Here is a 24335-nt window from a genome sequence, read left to right as displayed (position 1 = left end):
GCCGACCAACGGTCGGCACCCACCAGAGCAGACCCAGACCCCGTGCCAAGCAAGCTTGGCACCTACCAGAACGAGGACAGTGGAAGTGCCGACCAACGGTCGGCACCCACAACATCAATGCAATAGCTCTGCCGCTACTTCAGGCCTCGTAGGCGGATTCGCCGTGCGAAGTCACATCCAGGCCGGTGCGTTCGGCCTCTTCGGTCACGCGCAGGCCGACCACGACCTTGACCACCAACAAGATGACCGCGGTCACCACCGCCGACCACACCACGGTGAGGCCGACGCTGACCACCTGCACCCAGACCTGGTGCGCGATATCCAGATCCGCCTTGGTACCACCCAGCGACTGTGCACTGAACACACCGGTAAGGATCGCGCCGACGATGCCGCCGACACCATGCACACCGAACACGTCGGCGGTGTCGTCCACTTTCAGCAGGCGCTTGAGGCCCGTGACGCCCCAGACGCAGACCACGCCGGCCACGAAACCAATCAAGATCGCGCCGAGCGGACCGACGGTACCGCAGGCCGGGGTGATGCCGACCAGGCCGGCCACCGCACCCGAAGCAGCGCCCAGTGCCGATGGCTTGCCCTTGCTGATTGCTTCCACCAGCGTCCAGCCGAGCACCGCTGCGGCGGTGGCCAGCACGGTATTGAGGAAGGCCAGCGAAGCCACGGTGTCGGCGGCGGCGGCGGAACCGGCATTGAAGCCGAACCAGCCCACCCACAGCAGCATCGCGCCGATGTAGGTGAACGGCACGTTGTGCGGCTTCAGCGCGGTCTGGCCATAGCCCAGCCGCTTGCCGACGAACCACGCGGCGACCAGGCCGGCGACGCCCGCATTGATGTGGACCACGGTGCCGCCGGCGAAATCGATCGCGCCCAGCTCGCCCAGGTAACCGCCACCCCAGACGATGTGGGCCATCGGGATGTAGCTGAGGGTGAACCACAGCGCCGAGAACAGCAGCACCGCGCGGAACTTGATGCGCTCGGCGAAGGCACCGACGATCAGCGCGGTGGTGATGCCGGCAAAGGTCGACTGGAACGCGACGAACAGATAGTCCGGCAGGCCCTTGATCGGTGTGTTGCCGACCGACTCGGGGGTGAAGCCCTTGAGGAAGGCGAACTCGGTGAACGACCCGAAGAACGGATTGCCCGCGCTGAACACCGCGCTGTAGCCGTAGGCCACCCACAGCAGCAGCACCAGCGAGAACACCACCAGGATCTGGCTGAGTACCGACAGCACGTTCTTCGAACGCACCAGGCCACCGTAGAACAGGGCCAGGCCCGGCACAACCATCAGCAGCACCAGCAGGGTGGAGGTGAGCATCCAGGCCACGTCGCCATGATCATAGGCGGCGGCCGCTTCGGCCACGGCCGGCGCAGCGGCTGCAGCTGCAGGGTCCTGCAGCGGTTCAACGGCCACGCTTTCGCTCGGCAGCGGCGACACCTGCGCCTGGGCGTGGGCATTGCCTGGCCAGGCACCCGCGGCCAGCGCACTCAGCAGCATCAACAGGCACACGATATGGAACCGGGCTTGCCACCCGGTGAGAAGGCGCATCTTCATGGGGGAGTCTCCGGAAGGGGGTTACAGCGCGTCGGCACCGATTTCGCCGGTGCGGATGCGGATGACCTGTTCGACGGCGGTGACGAAGATCTTGCCGTCACCGATCTTGCCGGTGCCTGCCGACGATTGGATCGCTTCGATCACCGCATCGGCACGCTCGTCGGTGACTACGGTTTCGATCTTGATCTTGGGCAGGAAATCGACGACGTACTCGGCGCCGCGATACAGCTCGGTGTGGCCCTTCTGGCGGCCGAAGCCTTTCACTTCGGTCACGGTAATGCCCGACACGCCTGCGTCGGACAAGGCCTCGCGGACCTCGTCGAGCTTGAACGGCCGGATGATGGCGGAGATCAGTTTCATGCGCATGTCCCGATGGTGGATGGGGCCAGCGCGCCAGCGCGCGTTGGCATCAGGCAACCACGGGTCATCAGGATGATGACCGTGGCTGTTGCACCGGACACGTACAGGGCCGGGACGGCCGTGCCTCTCTCCTTGCACGACCGACGCGGGAGGGAGGGCGGCCCTGGTCGCGTATCCGGTCTCTCTCTTGCCCCTGGATCAGGGGTCAGAGCCCATTCGTAAACGAACGGGATCCGACCCCGATCTGACCGCGGCTCCCCAGCCGCGAAAACGGAAGCGATGGCGGCAGGTGGGAGGGGGAAGCCCACCGCCATCGCATCCGGTCAGCTGGCGTAGTACAGCTGGTATTCCAGCGGGTGGGTGGCCGCGCGGAACTTGGTCACTTCCTGCATCTTCAGCGCGATGTAGCCGTCGATGAAGTCATCGCTCATCACGCCACCGGCCTTCAGGAACTCGCGGTCCTTGTCCAGCGCTTCCAGCGCCTGGTCCAGCGAGGAGCAGACCTGCGGGATCAGCTTCTCTTCTTCCGGCGGCAGGTCGTACAGGTCCTTGTCGCTCGGTGCGCCCGGGTCGATCTGGTTCTTGATGCCGTCCAGGCCGGCCATCATCAGCGCAGTGAAGGTGAGGTAGCCGGACTGGATCGGGTCCGGGAAGCGCATTTCGATACGGCGCGCCTTCGGGTTGGAGACCCACGGAATGCGGCACGATGCCGAACGGTTGCGGGCCGAATAGGCCAGCATCACCGGCGCTTCGAAGCCCGGCACCAGGCGCTTGTAGCTGTTGGTGCCCGAGTTGGCGAAGGCATTGATGGCCTTGGCGTGCTTGAAGATGCCGCCGATGTACCACAGCGCCAGCTGGCTCAGGCCGCCGTAGCCGTCACCGGAGAACAGGTTGGTGCCGCCCTTGGACAGCGACTGGTGCACGTGCATGCCGCTGCCGTTGTCGCCGACGATCGGCTTGGGCATGAAGGTGACGGTCTTGCCGTTGCGGTGCGCGACGTTCTTGATCACGTACTTCATGCGCAGCAGTTCGTCGGCCTTCTGCACCAGGGTGCTGAACTTGGTGCCGATCTCGCACTGGCCGGCGGTGGCCACTTCGTGGTGCTGCACTTCCACTTCGATGCCGACCTGTTCCAGGGTCTTGCACATCTCGGCGCGCAGGTCGTGCAGGGTGTCGGTCGGCGGAACCGGGAAATAGCCGCCCTTCACGCCCGGACGGTAACCGCTGTTGGCGCCGTCGTACTTGGCGCCGCTGTTCCAGGCGGCTTCTTCGGAATCGACCTTGAAGAAAGTGTTGCCCATTTCATTGGCGAAACGGACCGAGTCGAAGATGAAGAATTCCGGCTCCGGGCCGAAGAACGCGGTTTCGGCAATGCCGGAGGACTTCAGGTAGGCCTCGGCGCGCTTGGCGATGCCGCGCGGGCAACGGCCATACGGCTGCATGGTGGCCGGGTCGAGGATGTCGCAGCTGATCACGATGGTCGGATCGGCGTAGAACGGGTCGACGTAGGCGCTGGCGGTATCCGGCAGCAGCACCATGTCCGACTCGTTGATGCCCTTCCAGCCGGCGATCGAGCTGCCATCGAACATCTTGCCTTCTTCGAACAGCGACGGTTCGACGATGCTGACCGGGAAGGTCACGTGCTGCTCGACACCACGCATGTCGACAAAGCGCAGATCGACGAATTCGATCTGGTTGTCCTTGATCAGCTTCTCAACGTTTTCCACGGACATCGGTACGACCTCGGATGGGGATGAATGCCTGCTGAGGTAGAGCAACGACCGTGCCAACTTTTCAGATGCCGCAAGTCATTGATTTCATGAAGGCCGCCCCGTGCGGGTGCAGAACGCGGCGCACCAAACGAGTGCACCGACCACCAGACGCACCCGTTTGGTGCAGCGCGGATCGTCTATCCTCTCGCCCTTCTTCCTTCCGCCGCGCGTGCACGCACCGTCCATGTCCGACCTGCTCTCCGCCCTGCTGCTGGGCATCCTCGAAGGCTTGACCGAGTTCCTGCCGATCTCCAGCACCGGCCACCTGCTCATCGCCCAGCACTGGCTGGGTGCCCGTTCGGACTTCTTCAACATCGTCATCCAGGCCGGCGCCATCGTGGCCGTGGTACTGGTGTTCCGCCAGCGCCTGCTGCAGCTGGCCACCGGCTTCAACCAGCGCGGGAACCGCGAGTACGTGTTCAAGCTGGGCGCGGCGTTCCTGGTCACCGCGGTGGTCGGCCTGGTGGTACGCAAGGCCGGCTGGTCGCTGCCGGAAACGGTCAGCCCGGTGGCCTGGGCGCTGATCATCGGTGGCGTCTGGATGCTGCTGGTGGAGGCCTACACCGCGCGCCTGCCCGACCGCGACCAGGTGACCTGGACGGTGGCGATCGGCGTCGGCCTGGCGCAGGTCGTGGCCGGCGTGTTCCCCGGCACCTCGCGCTCGGCCTCGGCCATCTTCCTGGCCATGCTGCTGGGCCTGAGCCGCCGCGCGGCCGCCGCCGAGTTCGTGTTCCTGGTCGGCATTCCCACCATGTTCGCCGCCAGCGCCTACACCTTCCTGGAAATGGCCAAGGCTGGGCAGCTGGGCAGCGAGAACTGGACCGACGTGGGCGTGGCCTTCCTTGCCGCGGCCATCACCGGCTTCGTCGTAGTGAAGTGGCTGATGGGCTACATCAAGTCGCACAGGTTCACCGCCTTCGCCATCTACCGCATCGCGCTGGGCGCGGCGCTGCTGCTGTGGCTGCCGTCCGGCAGCTGAACAGCACCGGGGCATGGCAACCCCGTTGCCGGCCCTACCCCGTTTCCCCCACGGTTCCCCAAGGAGAATCACCATGAACCGCAAGCTCACCCTGCTCCTCCCGCTGGCCCTGATGGCCGCCTGCAGCCAGACCCCGGCACCGGCCGGCACCGGCGGCGACGACGTGGCCCCGGCCGCGGCCAAGGCAGCAGACCAGCAGACGCTGGCGCACCTGGATGCGCAGCGCCTGCAGAGCCAGCACTGGCTGCTGCAGCAGGCCACCGGCGCCGACGGCAAGCGCATCGACGCGCTGTTCGCGCGCGAAGACAAGCCGGTCACCCTGGACTTCGCTGATGGCCGCCTGTCGGTCAGCAACACCTGCAACCGCATGGGCGGCGGCTATACCTTCGACGCTGGCAAGCTGAGCGTCAGTGCGATGGCCTCGACCATGATGGCCTGCACCGACAAGGCGCTGGTGGCGCTGGACGAGGCCGTGTCGAGCCGCCTGCAGGGCGAGCTGAAGGCCGAGCAGGATGCCGATGGCAAGCTGACCCTGACCAACGCCAAGGGCGACAAGCTGGTCTTCACCCCGGAACCGACGGCTGAAACCCGCTACGGTGGCGCCGGCGAAACCGTGTTCCTGGAAGTGGCCGCCAAGACCGAGAAGTGCTCGCACCCGCTGATCCCGGACTACCAGTGCCTGCAGGTGCGTGAGGTCAAGTTCGACGACAAGGGCCTGAAGCAGGGTGAGCCGGGCAAGTTCGAGAACTTCTACGGCAACATCGAGGGCTACACCCACGAAGACGGCGTGCGCAACGTGGTGCGCGTGAAGCGCTACGAGGTGAAGAACCCGCCGGCCGATGCGCCGTCGCAGACGTACGTGCTGGACATGGTGGTCGAGTCGGCCATCGAGAAGAAATAAAACAATGGAAGGGCGGCCGAGAGGCCGCCCTTCTTCATGGTCGGTAGTGCCGGCCGCTGGCCGGCTGCCCTGCGCGGCACTGCCAACACACGGATGCTGCCGGCCAGCGGCCGGCACTACCCGGATGCATCGGGAGATCGGCATGAAGCACGTCCCCGCCCTCATCATTGCTGCGCTGCTGGCCATGTCCGCGAATGTGGCCGCTGCCAGCACGCCCGGTACGCCCGGTACGCCCAGCACGCCCAGCACGCCCAGCACGCCCAGCACGCCCAGCACGCCCAGCACCGATCAGCTTGAAGCACACCTGTGGCAACTGGTGCGTGCCACCAACGCGCAAGGAAAGCGCATCGACGCGTTGTTCGTCCGCGGTCGCGCGCCCTACACACTGCGCTTCCAGTCCGGTTTCATGAGCGAGTTGAACCTGTGCAACCACGTCAGCAACGAGTACCGGCTGCAGGGCAACCTGCTGATCCTGCGCAACAGCGTGCAGACCACAGCGCTATGCGTCGATCAGAGACTGCCCACGCAGCAGAAGCTCGCCGGAAAGCTGATGCACGGCGAAGGCTCGGCACCGACGCTTGCGCTTGACGACCGCGGCGCGCTGGTGCTGCGCAACGCGAGAGGCGACACCGCAGTGTTCGAACCGGCGGCGCTGCAAGCGGATGGAAGGTAGGGCCGGCCGCTGGCCGGCATCTTCCCTGTGTTGCCGCCGTTGCCTGCAGCAGCCGGCCCGCGGCCGGCTCTACCCTGTGTGCTGCTCAGCCCAGCGCCGGGTTCAACGTGTAGGTGCCGTGCAGTGCGGCTTCGGCCAGCACGTGGCCGTGCATGGCGCGGTACGCGTCGGCGGCGGTGAAGCGCTGCGGCAGGTCCAGCGACGCCACGTCCAGCGCGAATACCCGGAAGAAATAGCGGTGCATGCGCTCGTCGTTGAACGGCGGATACGGGCCGTCATAGCCCAGGTAATCACCGGCCATGTCCGGGTTGCCCGCGAACCAGCCGGTGAAGTCGTTCAGGCCTTGGCGGCTGCCGGCCGGGCCGGCGGGTGCGGGCTTGCCCTTCACCACGAAGCCGTCGCTGCAGCTGCCAGCGGCGATCTCCTGCACCGTGGCCGGGATATCGGCCATCACCCAGTGCACGAAATCGCAGCGCGGCTGGTCGCGCGGCACGCTCATGTCGCTGCGGCCAACCGTCTCCGGCACGGTCGGTACGTCCGGGTCCACGCATACCAGCAGGAACGAACGGGTGCCGGCCGGCGCCCCGCTCCAGGCCAGGTGCGGGTTGCGGTCCGGGGCGAAACCGTTGGCGTCGCCCGCGGCGAACTCACGATCGATCGGTGCGCCGTTGGTCAGGCTGTGGCTGGTCAACTGCATCGGACTCTCCTCACTCTTCCGGGTAACCCAGGCGCACCGCAACCGGGGTGAGCTGGGCGAAGGCGGCGCTCATCACGTCGCGGTAGTTGCGCCAGTGGCCGGCCGGCAGGCGCGGGGCTCCCAGCTGTGCCGCCGGCGGCATCGGCCGCTCGAACAGGCGGCCCAGCAGTTCGGCCATCGCCTGCGGATCGTTGCCGATCTGGTCGATGCGCAGCAGCACGTGCGGGTACAGGTCGTCCTCATGCAGCGTGGCGATCTGGGTCAGCGCGCGGGTCAGCCATTCACTGGCTTCGGCCAGCGACGTCATCGCCAGCGGCGCGGCGGCACCGTAGGCCACCCAGTCCAGCAGCATGTCGCGCGGGTCGCGCAGCACCAGCACCAGGCGGCCCTGCGGCAGCTGCGGGCGCAGCGCCCACAGCAGGGCGTTGTCCCACCACAGCAGCCAGTCGATCACGGTGTCGCTCTGCAGGCCACGTGCCGGCAGCTGTTCACGCCAGCGCTGCACCAGCCGCTCCGGCGTCAGCACGCCTGAGGCCAAGTCCTGCAATGTGTTGTAGTTCTGGAACGCATCATCGGGCGGCGTGTTGGTGTAGCGGTCGCTGCGCAGCACCGGGCTGGCAGCAGCCAGGCCGGTCGCCACCCGCTCAACGCCCGAACCCGGCGGGCCCCAGAGGAAGATCGGCGCGGAGCTGGCATCGCCGTCGATGCTGCCCTTGTCCGGCCAGCTCGGCGGGGACTTGGCCTGTGGCGGCAGTGGCAAGCGCTGCGGCGCCTGGTCAGCCTGCAGCGACAGCCAGGTGCGCAGGGCGTCCTGCGGCTGCCCGGCGCGGTCCTGGATCTCGCCCATCCACGTCCGCAGGTCGGCGCGATGCTCTTCCGGCGCCAGCTCGATCAGCGCCTGCACGCGGGCCACGGCGGCGGCGGGATCGCGCTGCAGCAGGCCTTCGACCAGCCGGGTCTCGCCGCTGACGCGGCCCGGTTCCAGGCTGACGATGCGTTCGGCGATCGCTTCGGCCTGAGCATGTTCGCCGGCCATGTCATGCAGGCGCAGGCGCGCCTCCAGGGCCGGCAGATGCGCGGGCATCGCCGCCATCCAGCGCTCGACCGCGGTCACGGCGCTTTCGCTGCCCACCTGCTCGATGGCCAGCCGTGCCAGCCACACATCGTGCAGCTGGTCATCGGTATCCAGTACCGCATCCAGGCGTGCACGCGCTTCATCCTCGCGCCCCAGGCGCTGCCATGACATCAGCAGCAGCTGCAGCACCTGGCGGTCTTCCGGCTGCGTCTCCAGCAGCGGCAGCAGGTAGTCCAGGGCCTGCAGCGGCTGGCCATTGCGCAGCGACAGTTCACCCGCCAGGCGGCGCATCGACGGTACGTCCATCTCCGGCTGCTGCAGGGCCACCTGCATGGCTTCGGCGGCGGCAGGTACGTTGCCCTGGCGCAGTGCCAGCTGCACCACCAGCCCATGCAGCGAGGACAGCGACGGATTGAGTTCCAGCACGCGGCGGAACGACTGCTCTGCAAACGCCAGCATGTCCTTGCCCAGGTAGGCAAAGCCCAGTGCGTACAGCACGCGGGTATCGTCCGGCAGTGCCTTGCTGGCAGCCGACAGCAGCGCCAGTGCACGGTCGGCGTCACCGCGGCGCAGTGCAACCATGCCGTCGATGGTCAGCAGTTCCGGATGATCCGGCTCCACGCGCGCGGCCAGGGTGGAGATGCGCTGCGCTTCGTCGAAGTCATTGCGGCCGATTGCCAAGTGCGCCTGCATCAGATAGGCGGAGAACGAGTTCGGATCGAGGCCGGTGGTGCGCACCAGTGCTTCGTCGGCACCCTCGAACTGGCGCAATGCCAGCAGCAGGCCGGCATGTTGCAGGTGCAGCTGGGCGTCGTCCGGGGCCAGCCGCAGCGCCTGCTGCAGGGCCTCCATCGCCTCCTCGGCGTTGCCCTGCTGCTGCAGCGCAAGCGCCAGCCAGCGGTGGGCGTTGGCCTGGCCGGGTTCGTCACGGGTCCACGCCTGGGCCAGCTGCACGGCCTGGTCGGCCTGGTTCTGGCGCAACGCTTGGATGATCTGGTCTTGCATGGCAGTCCGGTTCAAGTGCAAAGCCGCATTGTAGCGGGCTGCGCGCTGTCGCCGGTTCAGGCCTGCAGGACCCGCTGCAGGCGCTGGGCGACCCAGCGCTCGGAGAAGCCGTCGCCGCGCCAGTTTTCGATGAACCCGCAGTGGCCACCCCAGCAGGCGGTTTCCAGGCGCGCCTGGCCTGGCAGCTGCCAGTTGCTGAAGGTCGCGTAAGGAATCACCGGGTCGTCCTGCGCCATCAGGATGTCGGCCGGTACCTGCAGGGTCGACAGGCGGTCGCCGGCGATCGAGTAGCCGTCGAAATAGGCCTGCAGCGAACCGAAGCTGGTGTGGCGCTCGACCAGCCAGGCGGTCAGCGCGCGGATGTCCAGCTTCAACACGCGGTCGTCGCAGTCGCTCAGCTCGGGGAACAGATCGCGCTTGCGGCGCAGCGAGCCGGCCCACTTGCGGCGGAAGTACCAGTCGTACATCGCCGGGCCGTTCTCGATGCTCTCCATCGTCAGCGCCGGGTCCAGCACCGGGCACACCGAGGCAACGCGCAGCAGCGGCACGCCGGCCGCCGGCGCGCGCAGGGCCAGGCGCAGCACGAAGTTGCCACCCAGCGAATAACCGGCGGCCACCAGCGGCAGCTGCGGCCAGCGCTGGGCGATATCGCCCGCGGCGTGCACCACTTCATCGATGAGATTGGAGTGGAAGATGCCGGGGTTCAGGTGATGGGTGTTGCCGTGGTCGCGGAAGTTCAGCCGCACCACGTCGAAGCCCTGCTCGATCATGCGCGCGGCGGCCATGCGCATGTAGCTGGATTCGGCACTGCCTTCCCAGCCATGCAGCAGCAGCGCGATGCCCTTGGGCTCGCGGCCTTCGACATGGCTGTGCCAGCCCTGCAGGCGCACGCCATCACCACCATCGAGGATCAGCTCTTCGCTGACCGCACCGGTGGCCGCCAGCAGCAGCAGGCCGCGCTGCAGGCGCATGCGGCTGGAGCTGAGCATCGACTGCAGGTGCGGATTGCGCAGCCAGCGCGGCGGCTGATAGTCAGCCGCATGCAGCGTCGGCGTACCGGCGTCCAGGACAGGTGGCGGGATCAGGGCCACCGCAGCCTCACCCGGCGCTCATGGCCGCCACGATGCGCGCGCGCGAGGTTTCCGCGATGCGCCGACGGCCTTCCAGGTCCTGTGCACCGATCGGCGCCAGGAAGTGCACTTCGGCACGTCGCGCCGGCTCGCCGAGCAGGCGCAGGAAATTGGCAAAGAAGCTCTCGTTCGGACCGAACGCGACGATGGTCTGCGCGTCGCCCTTCGCCCCGTACACCAGGGCCACCGGCTGCACCGGCACGCCGGTCTCGACCGCGGCCTGGAAGATGCGGGCGTGGAACGGGCCCACTTCGTGACCGCCGCGGGTCCGCCCTTCCGGGAACACGCCCACGGCCTTGCCCTCGCGCAGGCGGTCGGCCATCACCTGCATCACGCCACCGAGCGATTCGGTGTTGCCACGCTGGTGGAAGATGGTCTGGCCACGCGCGGCCAGCCAACCCACCAGCGGCCAGCTGGCGATCTCGCGCTTGGCGACGAAGCCCATCATGCGCTGGCTGTGCAGGATGCAGATATCCACCCAGCTGACATGGTTGGCCACGAACAGCACGGCACCGGGCAGCGGCGCGCCGACCTGCACCAGGCGGAAGCCGAAGATCCACATCAGCCCGCCCTGCCACCAGTTGACCACCTTGGCGCCGAAGGTCGCCTCGCCCACGCGCAGTTCGCCCCACGGCGGAAGCATGCCGATCAGGATGAGCGGCAGGAACACGATGATGTGGACCAACAGCAGCGGTACGCGGTACAGGTAACGGCACACACGCGCCACGCCGCCACGGGGGGCCGGAGTGGGGGAAGTCATCCGCGCACGATACCGGAGGGCCGTCATCGCTGCCAGCCGATTTAGGCCATAACCGCCATCGACCGGGGCAATCGGCGGGGAACGCTGGGTTCCGCTGCCGTCAACGAGCCCCAGGGGGGCTCAGCCGTGACCGGCAGCCACCACCGCCAGGGTCAGCCGCGAGATGCATACCAGGCGGCCCTGCTCGTCCTCGATGCGGATCTCCCACAGCTGGGTGCTGCGGCCGACGTGCAGCGCGCGGGCGGTGCCGGTGACCGTGCCCGAGCGCACGGCACGCACGTGGTTGGCATTGATCTCCAGGCCCACGCAGACCTGCTTGCCGGTATCCACGCACAGGTTGCCGGCGCTGCTGCCCAGGGTCTCGGCCAGCACCACCGAGGCACCGCCGTGCAGGATGCCGTAGGGCTGGCGGGTGCGCTCATCCACCGGCATGGTGGCCTGCAGCCAGTCCTCGCCGGCGGCACTGAAGACGATGCCCAGGGATTCAATCGCCGTGTTGCGGCTGAGCGCGTTGAGCTGCTCGATGGAAACGGCTTCGCGGAACACCTGGGCCATGCGGGTACCTTCAGAGGATGGGAACGAGACCGGCGCCGAATGCGGTCAGCATGCGCACCAGCAGCCACTTCGGGCCGACGTTGACTTCGGGGAAGTCGCCGACGGCGACGTAGCAGCGATGGAAATCAGGATCCTGCCGCGGCAGCGGCTGCGGGCACTCCGGGCCGGGCTTGAACTCGTAGTCGGTGGCGTAGCGCCAGGGCCAGAAATCAAGGATGGGCAGCGCTTCGGAGGCCTTGCCGACGCTGTAGTTCAGCCCCGACAGCACCGGTGGCTTGGCCCGTGGCGCCACCGTCCAGGAGTTCTGTGGGTGGGTGTCACGCAGGATGCTCTGCGCCAGTTCCTCGGCAAAAACCGGGTCGTCGATGATCACCGCGCCTTCGGTGTTGTAGTTCTCGCTGCGCGGATCGAAGTTGTGGGTGCCGACCACGCCGATGCGGCGGTCGACCACCAGCGACTTGGCGTGCAGGCCCATGCGCGCGCCCTTGCGGGTGACCGGCAACGGCTTGTTGACCGCCTTGCTGCCCAGGAACGACGGCCGCGTCTCGGTGCGCAGCAGGCGCGTTTCCACCTCGCTGCCGGCGGCGCGACGGCGTGCGCGTGCGTTGTCGTAGGCACCATCGCTGTGGCGATTCAACGGGCCCTGCCTGCTGCCGGCATCCGAACCACTGCTGCTGCCACCGCGTGCGTTGCTGCCGGCAGCACTGCCACCGATCAGCGGATTGCGACCGCCCTCGTCTCCCCCCCCGGGCGCAGCGATCGGGTCGGGCAGCAGGTTGCGGTAGTCAACCGGCGCGTCCAGCGGGAACGGCTTGTATTCGAAGATGTTGAAGCCCAGTTCGCGCATGTTGCGCCGCTTGTACTTGTACGACAACGCATACACGATCGGGTTGTCGGTCGCCGCCAGGCTGTTGCTGGACACCACCACGCGCGGTGGCTGCGGGCGCTTGCGCAGTTCACGGAACAGCTTCTGCGCCGGCTTGGACAGCACCAGGTACGGCGTCTGCAGGATCACTTCCTTCTGCGCACTGGCGATCAGCGCATCCAGCTGGGGCTCGGTCACATGCTGGCCGGCCAGCGGTGCATCGGCCTTCTCGCGGCGATGCTTGCGTGGCAGGTCGGCCACGTAGCGCACCGAAGCCACCGGTAGCGCGGTATCGACGAAGGAACGGGTGACGAACTCGGTGTCGTTGGCTTCGGCACTGACCCGCTGTACCCGTTCCGGGCGGCGGAAGCTGGCCGGCGGCAGCGTTGGCACGCCCTCGCGCAGCAACGTGCGGCCCACGTCGTTGAGGCGCTCGGCCGGCACGCTGCGGTGTGCGCGCCAGAACGCGTCGAAGTTGGCCGCCATCGCACGTGCTTCCGGGCCGGCGATGAGTACATCGCGGTCGCGGAAGTTGTACTCGCGGTCCCAGTCGTAATAGTCGTCCTGGTAGTTGCGGCCACCGACCACGCCGATCGCATCGTCGATCACCAGCAGCTTGTTGTGCATGCGCTGGTTGAACCGGCGGAAGCAGCACAGCACGCTGCCGGCATAGTCGAAGTAGTTCAGCCGGGCCTTGCCGAAGGTCGGGTTGTAGACCCGCAGCTGGAAGTTCTGGTGGGCGCCGGACAGGGCGCCGAGGATCTGCAGGTCGGAGATCGCCGAGAGCTGGTCGATCAGCAGCCGCACCTTCACCCCGCGCCGCGATGCGGCCAGCAGTTCGTCGATGACCAGACGGGCGCTGTCGTCCTTGTCGAAGATGTAGGTCTGCAGGTCGATGCTGCGGGTGGCGCTGCGCAGCAGGTTCAGGCGTGCGACCAGGGCGCCCTCGCCCTCATCGAGCAGGGTGGCGTAGTGGCGCGGTCGTTCCGGGGTGGATTCGGTGAACGCCCGGCCGGCCAGCGCCCGCAGCGGCGAATCCTGTGCACAGCGGTCTGCACGCTGGCAGTCGACCACGGTCGAACGTGCCTGCACGGCGATCGCCTCGGCGCGGTCGCGCTCGGCATTCGACAGCGATGCACAACCGCTGCCCAGCAACACGGTTGCCAGCGCCAGTACACGCAGCAGGAGGTTCACGGTTTCGGCGCCTCGCTCAGGCGCGCACGCAGTACGAAAGTCACTCGGTCACTCAAGGCAAGCTGCCAGCTGTCCATGCCATACCGGCCTCGCTGCACGGTACCGCGGCTGACGACGTCGCAATCATAGCCGGGTCGGGCGCACTCCGCCTTCTCGACCTTCAGTGTCTCGGGGTGGCTGATCCCGCGCAGGGTCAGCCGGCCGTTGATGTCGCCACCGCTCTCCACGGTTTCCGGCCAGTACGGCAGCGAGTCGAACTCGACCACCGGATGGCGGCCGGCATCAAAGAACTCCTCGCCGCGCATCCACCCGGTATAGCGCGCCTTGCCGGGGATCTCGACCGAGCGCGTGAACATCTTCAGGTGCACCTGGTGGCGGCCGTCGGAGAGGATCTCGATGCGTCCTTCGAAGTGCGGGAACAGGCCTTCGATACGCTGCCCGAAACGGGTGCGCACCTCGAAGCCGATCTGCGAACGCTGGGTATCCAGGCGCATTACCCGGTGCGCTTCGGCGACCACCGGTGGCAGGGTGGTCGGCGTGGGCACGGCCGCCCAGGCCGGGCCGAGTGCCAGCAGCGCGGGCAGCAGATAGCGGCTGCGCCGCGCCAGGCTCATCGGATCACGGCCACCAGAATGCGTTCAGGCTGGCCACGCCTGGCTCGATCGAGGCCTCGCGCGGGAAGCCGAGCACGGCGATGCCGGCCGGCGGCATGCCGCGGTAGTCGCTGCTGGTGCCCTCGGTCATCAACGCCACCAGCCGCTCCAGGCCCGGGTTGTGGCCGACGATCAGCACCCGGTCGAGATCACGGCGGTCGTCCACCAATGCCGCCAGGGTGCCGGGGGTGGCTTCGTAGATGCGGTCTTCCAGGCGCTTTTCCACGTAACCGATGGTGCCGAGCACGGCTTCCAGGGTTTCGCGGGTACGCCGCGCCGGTGAGCACAGCACGCAGTCCGGCAGCAGGTTGTTCTCCTTCAGCCACTTGCCGGCGGCTTCGGCTTCGGCGAGCCCCACCGGCGACAACGGCCGGTCGAGGTCGGCCTGGCCGGGGGTAGCCGGTTCGGCATGGGCATGGCGCAGCAGGATCAGTTCACGCATCGCGGGTTTCCATGAAGAAGAGGATGCAGCAGGAAGAGTGACGCAGGCATCAAAGCTTGAGCCAGGACAGCAGCGGCTCCCAGTCGGCCTGATGCTCCCGCACCTGGGCCGAGCGGTAGTCGAACAGGCTGCGGCCGAGGCCGGTCATGACCACGTAGCTCTGGCTGTCACGCAGCTGCGCGACCACCGGGTACGGCCATTCGGCCAGCATCTGCAACGCCTGCTGCGAGGTCTGGGTCCAGGGCTTGGTGCGGTTGAGGACCAGCCCCACCGGCAGCTTGCGGCTGTGCACCCGCGGGTTCTGGGCCAGGCTGTTGAGGAAGCCGACGATGGCTTCGATGTCCAGCGCCGAGGGCAGCACCGGCACCACCACCGCGTCGGCAGCGTCAAGGAAATGGGGGATATCGTCAGCCAACGCGCCCGCCGGTGCGTCGATGATGACGGTTTCGGTGCCATCGGGCAGCTTCTGCGCCCATTGCTTCTTCCGATACACATCAATGGGGAGCACCGCGCTTTCCAGCCCGGCCCGCCGTTGCGCCCAGCGGGTGCTGGAGCCCTGAGGGTCGGCGTCGGCGATCACCGTGGCCCTGCCCTGCAATGCCGCGTACGCGGCCAGGTGGGTGGCGACGGTGGTCTTGCCCACCCCGCCCTTGGAACCGGCCACCAGGATCGTCTTCATGCCAGCCTCGCTTCCGGGTACGTGCCCCGAGCGTACACCGGCGGTGGTGACGGGAGGTAGCACCGCGCTGAACCTGCGGCCATCGCCTTTGCTATCGTGGCGCCCCCGAAGGATCGAACCGGCATGAGCGAGCTGCAGGACCTGAGCGCACTGATCCGCGCCAACACCCCCCTGATCGTGATCGAGACCCAGGACGAGGGTCGCATCGTCGACCTGTTCCGGCAGACGCTGATGCACGTCTGGCGGGCGCTGCACCGGTGGTCGATCACCGAGGGCCTGCGCCGCATCGACCTGGACAGCGAAGATCCGCCGGCCGGGCCACCCGACGCCAGCGCGGCCCTGCAGATGATCCGCCAGGCCGGGCAGCGCGGGGTCTACCTGCTGCTCGATTTCCACCCCTACCTGGGCTATGCCAGCCACCAGCGCGCCCTGCGCGACCTGATCCAGCGCCGCCACAGCGAACCGCACGTGCTGGTGCTGATCGGCGCCAAGGTCGAACTGCCGGCCGAGCTGGAAGCGCTGGCGGTACGCTTCAACCCGCGCCTGCCCGATGCCAACGCCCTGCTGAAGATGCTGCGCGAGGAGGCCGATGCCTACGCCCGCGAACACGGCGGCCGCCGCGTCGAAGTCGACAGCGAGGCGGTGAAGAAAATCCTGAAGAACCTGCAGGGCCTGAGCCTGGTGGATGCCCGGCGCATCGCCCGGCAGCTGATCTACGCCGACGGCGCGCTGCGCGACGACGACCTGCCGCAGCTGGCACGGCTGAAGTTCGAGCTGCTCAACCGCAGCGGCCACCTGTTCTTCGAGCATGACAGCGCGCGGTTCGGCGACGTGGCCGGCGCCAACCGGCTCAAGCGCTGGATCAACCAGCGGCGTGTGGCGTTCATCGCTGGCTCCGCACCGGCCGGGCTGGACCCACCGCGCGGCATGCTGCTGCTGGGCGTGCAGGGTTGCGGCAAGTCGATGCTGGCCAAGGCCACCGCCGCCGGTTTCGGCGTACCGCTGCTGCGCCTGGACGTGGGCGCGCTGTACAACAAATACCACGGCGAGACCGAGGCCAACCTGCGCCAGGCCTTGGCCTCGGCCGAGCAGCTGGCGCCCTGCGTGCTGTGGATGGATGAAATCGAGAAGGGCCTGGCCAGCGGTGGCGAGGACGGTGGCGTGTCACGCCGCGTGCTGGGCCATCTGCTGACCTGGATGGCCGAGCGCAAGGCACCGGTGTTCATCGTGGCCACTGCCAACCAGGTGCACGAGCTGCCTGCCGAGCTGCTGCGCAAGGGCCGCTTCGACGAGATCTTCTTCGTTGACCTGCCTTCGCCGGAGGTGCGCGTGGAACTGCTGCGACTGCATCTGGGTCGGCGCCAGCTCAATGCCGACGACTTCGCGCTGCCGGCGCTGGCGGCCGCGGCGAATGGTTTCTCAGGTGCGGAGATCGAGCAGGCGATCGTGGCCGGGCTGTATGCGGCGCACGCCGAAGGCCGGCCACTGGATACCGAGCTGCTGATGAACGAGATCCGTGCGACGCGGCCGCTGTCGGTACTGATGGCCGAGCAGGTCGAGGCGCTGCGGGCGTGGGCATCGGGGCGGACGGTTTCCGCGGACGATTGAGGGGTTTCCAGCGAACGGCGCAGCCCCTCGTGGCGGCTGGTTGCCTGTGAACATCAAAAGCCACGCTTGGCCGGGCGGGGTGGATTCGCGGGGGACGCCGTGAACCCGGCCGAACCCCTCCCTCAGGGCCACGCAGGCGGGGCCGCCGCCCAGGCCTGCTGCACTTCGGCCAACGACGCGCGCTCATCCTCGCGCCACTGCGGCAGCAGCTGCGCGTAATTGGCACTGGTGCTCCATTGCGACGGCTCGGTACGCACTGCTGCGGCATACCACTGCACGGCCTCCTGCTTCTGCCCCATCCGCCATAGGGCCAGCGCGTACGTGGGTGGCACCCAGCTGGGCTTGCTGCGCGCATTGCCGGCCGACGACAACCATTGCTCCAGCGCCGCCTCCGGCTTGCCCTGGCGCAGCAGGTCCCAGCCATAGTTCCAACGCACGCTGCGGCCCGCGCTGCTCTGTGCCGGCGCCTCCTTCAGGGCCTCGCCATACAGCTGGTCGGCCAGCTCGGCACGGCCCTGGGTGCTGGCCACCGAAGCCAGCTGCACGGTGGCTTCCACCGCGCGCCGGCCGCGCTCGCGCAGCCTCACCAGCTGGGTGACCAGCTCATCGCCTTCGCCCTGCATCGCCACCATCGGTGCCGCCGCCAGGTCGCTGTCGAAGTAGAACTCCTGTGGTGCCGGCATGGCCGGCGCGGCCCACGCCGTGGCCGCTCCCGAGGCCAGCAGCACGCTGGCCAGGATCTTTCCTGGAACTGACATCCCTTCTCCCCAGGCTGCACAACCGCAGCCTCCCTCTCTCGCCCCGATCCTAACCCCAGCAGCGGCGCGGGCGCGAGTGCCGGGCCCACCACGGCCCCGCTGCTACAATTCGCGCCTTTCCCGCCGCGTGCCTGCACGCGGCCGGTGCCAGCCGATCCTACCGGGCCAGCCATGACCAGTACCGCGCAACTCACCTCGCCCTCTTCCGCCGACCTGCTCGACCGTGATTACACGCTCGACCACAAGTACACCCGCAACGAGGGGCGGATCTACCTGAGTGGCGTGCAGGCACTGGTGCGGCTGCCGCTGATGCAGCGCCTGCGCGATGCCGCCGAAGGCATCGACAGCGCTGGCTTCGTCAGTGGCTACCGTGGCAGCCCGCTGGGTGGCTTCGACCTGGAACTGTGGCGCGCGCGCAAGCATCTGGAAGCGGCCAAGGTGAAGTTCACCCCCGGCCTGAACGAGGACCTGGGCGCCACCATGGTATGGGGCACCCAGCAGACCAACCTGTTCCCCGGCGCCAACGTGCAGGGCGTGTTCGGCATGTGGTACGGCAAGGGACCGGGCGTGGACCGCTGCGGCGACGTGTTCAAGCATGCCAATGCGGCCGGCACCTCGCGCTATGGTGGCGTGCTGGCACTGGCCGCCGATGACCATGCCTGCCGCAGTTCGACCCTGCCGCATGGCAGCGAGGACGAGTTCGTCAGCGCGATGATGCCGGTGCTGAACCCGGCCGGCGTGCAGGACATCCTCGACATGGGCCTGCTGGGCTGGGCGATGAGCCGCTATACCGGCCGCTGGGTCGGCTTCAAGACGATCGCCGAGACGGTGGAATCGTCGGCGTCGGTGCAGGTCGATCCGATGGCGCGCCGCATCGTGCTGCCGGAAGACTTCGAGATGCCGTCGGGTGGCCTCAACATCCGCTGGCCGGACCCGCCGCTGGACCAGGAAATGCGCCTGCACCGCTATGCGGTGAAGGCCGCGCAGGCCTTTGCCCGCGCCAACGGCATCGACAAGGTGGTGATGGATGCGCCGCGCGCGCGGCTGGGCATCGTCACCACCGGCAAGAGCTACCTGGACGTGCTGCAGGCGCTGGAGTACCTGGGCCTGGACGAAGCCGCGTGCGCCGACATCGGCATCCGCGTGTACAAGGTCGGCATGACCTGGCCGCTGGAACCGCAGGGCATCGCGCGCTTCGCGCAGGGCCTGGAAGACATCATCGTGGTGGAGGAGAAGCGTGCCTTCATCGAGCGCCAGATGAAGGAACAGTTCTTCAATTGGCCGGCCAGCTGGGGCCAGCGCCCGTCCATCGTCGGCAAGTACGACGAGAGTGGCGAATGGATCCTGCCGTCCACCGGCGAACTGACCCCGGCCACCATCGCCGGCGTGATCGGCCGCCGCATCCAGAAGTTCTTCAACAACGAATCCATTGAACAACGCCTGCAGTGGATGCAGCAGAAGGAAGCCGAGCTTGCGTTGCCGCGCGCCAGCTTCCCGCGCGTGCCGCACTACTGCTCCGGTTGCCCGCACAACACCTCCACCCAGGTGCCGGAAGGCTCGCGGGCACTGGCCGGCATCGGTTGCCATTACATGGTGACCTGGATGGACCGCAGCACCGACACCTTCACCCACATGGGCGGCGAAGGCGTGACCTGGGCCGGGCAGGCGCCGTTCACCGATACCCCGCACGTGTTCCAGAACCTGGGCGACGGCACCTATTTCCACAGCGGCTCGCTGGCGATCCGCCAGGCGGTCGCGGCCGGCGTCAACATCACCTACAAGATCCTCTACAACGACGCGGTGGCGATGACCGGCGGCCAGCCGGTGGACGGCCCGCTGAGCGTGCCCGACATCGCACGGCAGATGCGCGCCGAAGGCATCCACACCATCGTGGTGCTGTCGGACAACATCGGCAAGTGGACCGGCCAGCGCGAGCACTTCCCCAGCGACGTGGAGTTCCACGACCGCAGCGAACTGGAGGAGGTGCAGAAGCGCCTGCGCGAAGTGAAGGGTGTTTCGATCCTGATCTACGAACAGACCTGCGCCACCGAGAAGCGTCGCCGCCGCAAGCGCGGCAAGCTGGAAGATCCGCAGAAGCGGGTGCTGATCAATTCGCTGGTCTGCGAGGGTTGCGGCGACTGCGGCAAGAAGAGCTTCTGCGTGTCGGTGCTGCCGAAGGAAACCGAGTTCGGGCGCAAGCGCGAGATCGACCAGTCCAACTGCAACAAGGACTATTCGTGCGTGAACGGGTTCTGCCCGAGCTTCGTCACCGTACACGGTGGCCAGCCGCGCAAGGGCAGCAAGCGCGATGCCTCCACGCTGCTGGACAACCTGCCGGCACCAACCATCCGCGGCACGCTGGAACAACCCTGGAACATCCTGATCACCGGCGTCGGCGGTACCGGAGTGGTGACCATCGGTGCACTGCTGGGCATGGCCGGCCACCTGGAAGGCAAGGGCGCGACCGTGCTCGACCAGACCGGCCTGGCGCAGAAGGGTGGCGCGGTGACCACGCACATCCGCATCGCACGCCGCCCGGATGACATCCACGCCGTGCGCATCGCCGCCGGTGAAGCCGACCTGGTGCTGGGCTGCGACATGGTGGTGGTCAACGACTACTGGGCGCTTTCGAAGGTGCGCGCCGGCCGTTCGCAGGTGGTGCTGAACACCTACGAAGCGATGCCGGGCACGTTCACCACCCGTCCGGACATGCAGTTCCCCGCCGCCGACATCATCGCCGGTGTGCGCGTAGCCCTGGGCGGCCAGGAGCCGCTGCTGCTCGATGCCACCCAGCTGGCCACCGCGCTGCTGGGCGATGCCATCGCCGCCAACCTGTTCATCCTCGGCTACGCCTGGCAGCAGGGCCTGGTGCCGCTGTCGTTCGAGTCGCTGATGCGCGCCATCGAACTCAATGGCGCCGCCGTGGCGATGAACCAGCAGGCCTTCGCCTGGGGCCGCCTGGCCGTGGTCGACCCGCAGGCCGTGCAGCAGGCCGCCGGCCTGGTGCGTAACCGCCACACCGATACCGAGTCCACCCCCGGCCCGCTGCACCCGCTGCCGCCGGGCGAGTGGGAAGGCAATGAATGGGGTGCGACCGCGGCACCGCGCAACACCGGCGACGAACGCGAGCTGCGTGGCCTGCCCTCGCACGGTGGCGACGTGGCGTTCCTGCCGCTGGACGACGCACGCCTGTCGCGCTCGCTGGACGAAATGATCGAGCGTCGCGCCGCCTTCCTGGTCGATTACCAGGACGCTGCCTATGCCAACCGCTACCGTGATCTGGTGGCACGCGTGCGCGCCACCGAGGCCGAGCGCATCGGCGGTTCCACCGCGCTGACCGAGACCGTCGCCCGCTACCTGTTCAAGCTGATGGCCTACAAGGACGAGTACGAAGTGGCCCGCCTGTACACCAGCGGTGACTTCCAGCGCCGCCTGCAGCAGCAGTTCGAGGGTGACTACCAGCTGCGCTTCCACCTGGCGCCGCCGCTGTTCGCGAAGAAGGACGAGCAGGGCCGGCTGCTGAAGAAGGAGTACGGCCCGTGGATGTTCAAGGCGTTCGGCCTGCTGGCCAAGCTGAAGTTCCTGCGTGGCGGCCGCCTGGATGTATTCGGCCGTACTGAAGAGCGGCGCATGGAGCGCCAGCTGATCGCCGATTACGAAGCCACCGTGCAGCTGCTGCTGGATGGCCTGGAGGACGGCCGCCTGGCCCTGGCGGTGGAGATCGCCAGCGTGCCCGAGCACATCCGCGGCTTCGGCCACGTCAAGGAAGCGCACTACGAACAGGCCAAGGCGCGCGAGGCTGCCCTGCTGGCGCAGTGGCGCAACCCGAAGGCGCTGCATATCGTGCAGGTGGCTTGACGCGGCGCTGCGTCATGGAACGGCAACCTATAGGTTGCATAGCGATATAGCAATCGATAGGTTGCCTCCTCAGCGAGAAAGCGATAGGTTGCTTGTCGTAAAGCAACCTATCCTTTGCGTACGCGTTGGCGTACGGTCATCTTTCCTTGAGGACTGCCGGTATGGACAGGCCGCTGCACACAGTGAGGACAGCCCAACAACTTGCGCCCCTGATGCGTGCTTTCCGGCGCCAGGCGGGCCTGAGCCAGGCTCAGCTGGCGGAGCGACTCGGGATCAGCCGCCAGGCAGTGGGCGCGCTGGAACGCGACCCTGCATCGGCAAGTTTTGAACGCCTGATGCGGATCTGGGCGGTGCTGGGTCTGGAGGTCAGCCTCCAGCAACGAAGTCCCCAGGAGAACACGTCGTCATTGGAGTGGTGAGCCATGGGTACGCTGCAGGTCTGGATGAATGGTGTGGAAGTCGCACTTTGGGATGATGTCCGGAACGGGTCATCCCGGTTGTCGTATGTCAGCCAGTGGATCAGCTCGCCCCAGTCCCGACCGTTGTCGCTCTCTCTACCCCTGCTCCCAGATGGCGAGAGCCATCGGGGCAACGTCGTCAACGACTACTTCGATAACCTTCTTCCCGATAACGTCGTCATACGCAACCGGATCCGCGACCGGTTCGCCACGCGCGGCAGCGATACGTTCGATCTTCTTGAAGCCATTGGACGGGATTGTGTCGGCGCAGTGCAGCTGTTGCCGCCAGCGCATCCACCCGAAGACATCCAGCAGATCACGTGCGAGGTGTTGGACGAAGCAGGTGTCGCTACGATCCTGCGTCAGGTGACGACAGGGAACCTGCCTGGCGCACCCAGCCGTGATGATGCATTCCGCATTTCCATCGCCGGTGCGCAGGAAAAGACCGGTCTTCTGCTGCATGCTGGCAAATGGTGCATTCCTACCGGCAACACACCATCCACTCACATCTTCAAGCTGCCGCTTGGCATTGTTGGCAACATGCGGGCAGACATGCATCAGTCCGTGGAGAATGAATGGCTGTGCATGCATCTGCTTTCCGCCTTTGATATCCCCGTGGCCGAGACGCAGATGGGCCGCTTCAACGACCAACGTGCTCTCATTGTCGAGCGGTTTGACCGTCGCCTGTCTGCCGACCGCCGGTGGTGGCTGCGACTGCCACAGGAAGACATGTGTCAGGTCTTTGGTCTGCCGGCTGCCAGAAAGTATGAATCCGATGGCGGCCCCGGTATCGTTCCGATCATGGATCTGCTTCGACAGTCCGAACACCCCGAGGATCGCGCGATCTTCTTCAAGACGCAGATTCTTTTCTGGATGCTGGCCGCAACCGACGGCCATGCCAAGAATTTCAGTGTTCACCTGGAAGCCGGTGGACGCTTCCGCCTGACGCCCGTCTACGACGTGCTGTCGGTATATCCCATCCTCGGCAGGGGACCCAATCAACTCGATCCACGAAACGCACAGCTCGCCATGGCCGTACATGGCAAGAACCGCCACCGGAAACTGCACCTTGTGCGACGGCGGCACTGGAATGAAACCGCGCGCGCCTGCGGCGTTGCCGATGGTGCAGAACCATGGATCAAGACATTGATCGCGGCCGTCGAGCCCGCCATCCAGCAGGTCACCCGTCAGCTCCCGGATGACTTCCCCTCAAACGTGTCCGAACCGATTTTCAACGGACTTCGTGCTGCGGCAGCACGCCTTTCCAGCATGGCCCCCGAGGCTTGATCACCCCAACCGCCACAGCAGGAGGCGGTTGTTGGCCGGCATCACCACGTCGCGCAGGCGGGTGAAGCCGTTGTCCTCGGCCAGCGCCTGCACGGCTTCCACATCGCGTATGCCGCTGCGCGGGTCACGTGCCTTCAGCCACGCATCGAACTGCGCGTTGCTGTCGCTGGTGTAGCGGCCGCCGTAGTTGAACGGGCCGTAGACCGCCAGCAGCGCACCGTGGCGCAGCAGCGGCGGCAGCGCGGCAAACAACGCCTGCACGTGCTCCCAGCCCATGATGTGCAGGGTATTGGCAGTGAACGCCGCATCGAACGTGCTGCCCTGTGGCAGGCTGAGCCCGGGCGCCGGTGGCAGTTCCACCTGCAGCGCCGCCGGCGGCAGCAGGTTCAGCAGCGCCGCCTCGGCGCGCCAGGCCTCGATGCCGGGCAGATGGTCCGGGTGATCGCTGGGCTGCCAACGCAGCCACGGCCAGCGCTCGGCGAAGAAGGCCGCATGCTGGCCGGTGCCACTGCCGATCTCCAGCACCCGATGGCGGTCGCCCATCCACGGGTCGAGTGCGGTGGCGATGGGTTCGCGGTTGCGCTCGCAGGCTTCTGAATACGGCTTGCTCGACATCAGGACGGGGTCCGGGCGGGGTCGACCCCATTGTGCACGAGGGGGTGTTGCTCGGCAGGGCTTGCAGCCCTGCACCTGCTTCAAGCCACAGCAACGGCAACAGCCACGTCAAATTCAAAAGCGGGCTTTCCGTGGGATGGCGGGGTGGGTTCGATTGAGGGGGACGCTGCAAGTACGTCCATGTAAGCTCGGTCGCCGCATCCATGCGGCTCACGCCCCCTCAACCGGACCCACCCCGCCTTCGACAGATTTCCGCGATCTGCCGGAACGGCGTACGGCCTTGGTGGGTGCCGACCGTTGGTCGGCACGGATGAGTTCATTCGATATCTGACAGATGTGCCGACCAACGGTCGGCACCCACCAACAGCCACCGGCCAGCTGTCAGAGGTGGGGCGGTGTGGGTGGGCAGGACCGTTGGCGCCATGGATGGCGCCATCGAGC

General features: G+C 67.2%; 21 protein-coding genes. 7 read left to right on the top strand and 14 right to left on the bottom strand.

Annotated features, from left to right (window positions below):
- Positions 1-139 precede the first annotated feature (139 nt).
- The 3 genes from AC5P5X_RS11810 to glnA form a co-directional block, all read right to left on the bottom strand.
- Positions 140-1570: an ammonium transporter gene (locus tag AC5P5X_RS11810; protein WP_099561715.1), complete on the bottom strand. Its 1431-nt coding sequence runs from the start codon at positions 1568-1570 to the stop codon at positions 140-142.
- A 21-nt stretch (positions 1571-1591) separates the two neighbouring features.
- Positions 1592-1930, bottom strand: coding sequence for a P-II family nitrogen regulator (locus AC5P5X_RS11805; RefSeq protein ID WP_004134334.1), 339 nt, complete (start codon positions 1928-1930; stop codon positions 1592-1594).
- Positions 1931-2253: 323 nt separating this feature from the next.
- A complete protein-coding gene (glnA, locus tag AC5P5X_RS11800; protein WP_005407550.1) occupies positions 2254-3663 on the bottom strand; it encodes a type I glutamate--ammonia ligase in 1410 nt (469 codons plus the stop codon).
- Between the two features lie 223 nt (positions 3664-3886).
- Between glnA and AC5P5X_RS11795 the strand changes: the two genes are divergently transcribed.
- From AC5P5X_RS11795 to AC5P5X_RS11785, 3 genes are all read left to right on the top strand, one after another.
- Complete coding sequence (locus tag AC5P5X_RS11795) at positions 3887-4681, top strand: undecaprenyl-diphosphate phosphatase (RefSeq protein ID WP_111189286.1); 795 nt, start codon at positions 3887-3889, stop codon at positions 4679-4681.
- Positions 4682-4754: 73 nt separating this feature from the next.
- On the top strand, positions 4755-5582 hold the full coding sequence (locus tag AC5P5X_RS11790; protein ID WP_111189287.1) for an META and DUF4377 domain-containing protein: 828 nt from the start codon (positions 4755-4757) through the stop codon (positions 5580-5582).
- 142 nt (positions 5583-5724) lie between these two features.
- Entirely contained in the window at positions 5725-6255 is a 531-nt protein-coding gene (locus tag AC5P5X_RS11785; RefSeq protein ID WP_495215987.1) for an META domain-containing protein, read from the top strand.
- An 85-nt stretch (positions 6256-6340) separates the two neighbouring features.
- Here the strand turns inward: AC5P5X_RS11785 and AC5P5X_RS11780 are convergent, their stop codons facing one another.
- From AC5P5X_RS11780 to AC5P5X_RS11740, 9 genes are all read right to left on the bottom strand, one after another.
- Complete coding sequence (locus tag AC5P5X_RS11780; protein WP_005407546.1) at positions 6341-6952, bottom strand: YbhB/YbcL family Raf kinase inhibitor-like protein; 612 nt, start codon at positions 6950-6952, stop codon at positions 6341-6343.
- A gap of 10 nt (positions 6953-6962) precedes the next feature.
- Positions 6963-9032, bottom strand: coding sequence for a tetratricopeptide repeat protein (locus tag AC5P5X_RS11775; RefSeq protein WP_012478722.1), 2070 nt, complete (start codon positions 9030-9032; stop codon positions 6963-6965).
- A 56-nt stretch (positions 9033-9088) separates the two neighbouring features.
- The gene (locus AC5P5X_RS11770; protein WP_032965474.1) at positions 9089-10078 is read right to left on the bottom strand and encodes a YheT family hydrolase; all 990 of its coding nucleotides are present in this window, start codon (positions 10076-10078) and stop codon (positions 9089-9091) included.
- 52 nt (positions 10079-10130) lie between these two features.
- Positions 10131-10922: a lysophospholipid acyltransferase family protein gene (locus AC5P5X_RS11765; RefSeq protein WP_024956258.1), complete on the bottom strand. Its 792-nt coding sequence runs from the start codon at positions 10920-10922 to the stop codon at positions 10131-10133.
- Between the two features lie 120 nt (positions 10923-11042).
- On the bottom strand, positions 11043-11477 hold the full coding sequence (locus tag AC5P5X_RS11760) for a hotdog fold thioesterase (RefSeq protein WP_005407542.1): 435 nt from the start codon (positions 11475-11477) through the stop codon (positions 11043-11045).
- 10 nt (positions 11478-11487) lie between these two features.
- Positions 11488-13536 carry a phospholipase D family protein gene (locus AC5P5X_RS11755; protein WP_099472833.1) on the bottom strand — a complete coding sequence of 683 codons (2049 nt, stop codon included), beginning with the start codon at positions 13534-13536 and terminating at the stop codon, positions 11488-11490.
- Positions 13533-14150: a YceI family protein gene (locus AC5P5X_RS11750; RefSeq protein ID WP_005407540.1), complete on the bottom strand. Its 618-nt coding sequence runs from the start codon at positions 14148-14150 to the stop codon at positions 13533-13535. The genes AC5P5X_RS11755 and AC5P5X_RS11750 overlap by 4 nt, the downstream gene beginning before the upstream one ends.
- Positions 14151-14154: 4 nt before the next feature.
- On the bottom strand, positions 14155-14631 hold the full coding sequence (locus AC5P5X_RS11745; protein WP_005407539.1) for a SixA phosphatase family protein: 477 nt from the start codon (positions 14629-14631) through the stop codon (positions 14155-14157).
- 49 nt (positions 14632-14680) lie between these two features.
- Positions 14681-15310 (bottom strand): nucleotide-binding protein, encoded by a 630-nt coding sequence (locus AC5P5X_RS11740; RefSeq protein ID WP_005407538.1) that lies wholly within the window; start codon positions 15308-15310, stop codon positions 14681-14683.
- Between the two features lie 123 nt (positions 15311-15433).
- Between AC5P5X_RS11740 and AC5P5X_RS11735 the strand changes: the two genes are divergently transcribed.
- Entirely contained in the window at positions 15434-16918 is a 1485-nt protein-coding gene (locus AC5P5X_RS11735) for an AAA family ATPase (protein ID WP_005411847.1), read from the top strand.
- 122 nt (positions 16919-17040) lie between these two features.
- On the opposite strand, the gene AC5P5X_RS11730 is transcribed toward AC5P5X_RS11735, so the two are convergent.
- The gene (locus AC5P5X_RS11730; RefSeq protein ID WP_005407536.1) at positions 17041-17676 is read right to left on the bottom strand and encodes a tetratricopeptide repeat protein; all 636 of its coding nucleotides are present in this window, start codon (positions 17674-17676) and stop codon (positions 17041-17043) included.
- 171 nt (positions 17677-17847) lie between these two features.
- Between AC5P5X_RS11730 and AC5P5X_RS11725 the strand changes: the two genes are divergently transcribed.
- From AC5P5X_RS11725 to AC5P5X_RS11715, 3 genes are all read left to right on the top strand, one after another.
- Complete coding sequence (locus tag AC5P5X_RS11725) at positions 17848-21534, top strand: indolepyruvate ferredoxin oxidoreductase family protein (RefSeq protein ID WP_111189289.1); 3687 nt, start codon at positions 17848-17850, stop codon at positions 21532-21534.
- 161 nt (positions 21535-21695) lie between these two features.
- Entirely contained in the window at positions 21696-21953 is a 258-nt protein-coding gene (locus AC5P5X_RS11720; RefSeq protein ID WP_005407534.1) for a helix-turn-helix domain-containing protein, read from the top strand.
- Positions 21954-21956: 3 nt separating this feature from the next.
- Positions 21957-23279, top strand: a complete 1323-nt coding sequence (locus AC5P5X_RS11715) for a type II toxin-antitoxin system HipA family toxin (protein WP_111189290.1) — start codon at positions 21957-21959, stop codon at positions 23277-23279.
- Here the strand turns inward: AC5P5X_RS11715 and AC5P5X_RS11710 are convergent, their stop codons facing one another.
- The gene (locus AC5P5X_RS11710) at positions 23280-23894 is read right to left on the bottom strand and encodes a DUF938 domain-containing protein (RefSeq protein ID WP_049397989.1); all 615 of its coding nucleotides are present in this window, start codon (positions 23892-23894) and stop codon (positions 23280-23282) included.
- Positions 23895-24335 lie beyond the last annotated feature (441 nt).

This window comes from Stenotrophomonas sp. YJH_SMC_91, from assembly GCF_059368495.1.
This window is presented reverse-complemented; position numbering and strand designations above follow the sequence as displayed.

Excerpts from the sequence above, each read along its gene's own strand:
- glnA (WP_005407550.1), bottom strand. The coding sequence starts at position 3,663 with ATGTCCGTGGAAAACGTTGAGAAGCTGATCAAGGACAACCAGATCGAA.
- AC5P5X_RS11715 (WP_111189290.1), top strand. The coding sequence starts at position 21,957 with ATGGGTACGCTGCAGGTCTGGATGAATGGTGTGGAAGTCGCACTTTGG.
- AC5P5X_RS11795 (WP_111189286.1), top strand. The coding sequence starts at position 3,887 with ATGTCCGACCTGCTCTCCGCCCTGCTGCTGGGCATCCTCGAAGGCTTG.
- AC5P5X_RS11785 (WP_495215987.1), top strand. The coding sequence starts at position 5,725 with ATGAAGCACGTCCCCGCCCTCATCATTGCTGCGCTGCTGGCCATGTCC.
- AC5P5X_RS11745 (WP_005407539.1), bottom strand. The coding sequence starts at position 14,631 with ATGCGTGAACTGATCCTGCTGCGCCATGCCCATGCCGAACCGGCTACC.
- AC5P5X_RS11810 (WP_099561715.1), bottom strand. The coding sequence starts at position 1,570 with ATGAAGATGCGCCTTCTCACCGGGTGGCAAGCCCGGTTCCATATCGTG.
- AC5P5X_RS11760 (WP_005407542.1), bottom strand. The coding sequence starts at position 11,477 with ATGGCCCAGGTGTTCCGCGAAGCCGTTTCCATCGAGCAGCTCAACGCG.
- AC5P5X_RS11780 (WP_005407546.1), bottom strand. The coding sequence starts at position 6,952 with ATGCAGTTGACCAGCCACAGCCTGACCAACGGCGCACCGATCGATCGT.
- AC5P5X_RS11720 (WP_005407534.1), top strand. The coding sequence starts at position 21,696 with ATGGACAGGCCGCTGCACACAGTGAGGACAGCCCAACAACTTGCGCCC.
- AC5P5X_RS11765 (WP_024956258.1), bottom strand. The coding sequence starts at position 10,922 with ATGACTTCCCCCACTCCGGCCCCCCGTGGCGGCGTGGCGCGTGTGTGC.
- AC5P5X_RS11750 (WP_005407540.1), bottom strand. The coding sequence starts at position 14,150 with ATGAGCCTGGCGCGGCGCAGCCGCTATCTGCTGCCCGCGCTGCTGGCA.
- AC5P5X_RS11725 (WP_111189289.1), top strand. The coding sequence starts at position 17,848 with ATGACCAGTACCGCGCAACTCACCTCGCCCTCTTCCGCCGACCTGCTC.
- AC5P5X_RS11805 (WP_004134334.1), bottom strand. The coding sequence starts at position 1,930 with ATGAAACTGATCTCCGCCATCATCCGGCCGTTCAAGCTCGACGAGGTC.
- AC5P5X_RS11710 (WP_049397989.1), bottom strand. The coding sequence starts at position 23,894 with ATGTCGAGCAAGCCGTATTCAGAAGCCTGCGAGCGCAACCGCGAACCC.
- AC5P5X_RS11790 (WP_111189287.1), top strand. The coding sequence starts at position 4,755 with ATGAACCGCAAGCTCACCCTGCTCCTCCCGCTGGCCCTGATGGCCGCC.
- AC5P5X_RS11775 (WP_012478722.1), bottom strand. The coding sequence starts at position 9,032 with ATGCAAGACCAGATCATCCAAGCGTTGCGCCAGAACCAGGCCGACCAG.
- AC5P5X_RS11740 (WP_005407538.1), bottom strand. The coding sequence starts at position 15,310 with ATGAAGACGATCCTGGTGGCCGGTTCCAAGGGCGGGGTGGGCAAGACC.
- AC5P5X_RS11730 (WP_005407536.1), bottom strand. The coding sequence starts at position 17,676 with ATGTCAGTTCCAGGAAAGATCCTGGCCAGCGTGCTGCTGGCCTCGGGA.
- AC5P5X_RS11735 (WP_005411847.1), top strand. The coding sequence starts at position 15,434 with ATGAGCGAGCTGCAGGACCTGAGCGCACTGATCCGCGCCAACACCCCC.